This is a genomic window from Lelliottia sp. GFLA7 (assembly GCF_056490165.1).
In genome coordinates this window covers 1-450 of record NZ_JBWLAQ010000077.1, presented here as the reverse complement: position 1 = coordinate 450, position 450 = coordinate 1, and the positions used below count along the sequence as shown (strand labels likewise).

At 70.7% G+C, this 450-nt stretch carries 1 protein-coding gene; it reads right to left on the bottom strand.

Annotated elements, in window-relative coordinates:
• Positions 1-450, bottom strand: a 450-nt coding sequence (locus AC07RN_RS21230) for an amidohydrolase family protein (protein WP_478337254.1), incomplete at both ends; no start/stop codon positions are given.

Sequence of the window (450 nt, the reverse complement as noted above, 5' to 3'; positions counted from 1 at the left end):
AGGTAGCCGGTGGCGGTCTGCATCAGACGCCGCCCACCGGTCGGGAGGTCGTAGCGCACCTCGGGGCGGTGGGCCGTGAGGCGATCGAAGTCGATCACGTTGAGGTCGGCGCGGTAGCCGGCGCGCACCTGGCCGCGATCGAGCAGACCCACCACGGCGGCGGTGTCGGCGGTGTGCCGCTTGACCAACCACTCGACGGGGAACCGACCGTCGCCCTGACGATCGCGACCCCAGAGCGTCAGCAGCGTGGTCGGGAAGCTGGCGTCACAGATGGCTCCGCAGTGCGCCCCGCCGTCGCCGAGGGCGGGCACCGTGTCGGTCCGCGCGAGCATTTCCCGCACGGCGTCGAGATTGCCGGCCGCGTAGTTGAGCATCGGGAAGTACAACAGACCGCGACCGTCGCGCTGCATCATCGCGTCGTACGCGACCTCGGTGGGGTCGACCCCGGAA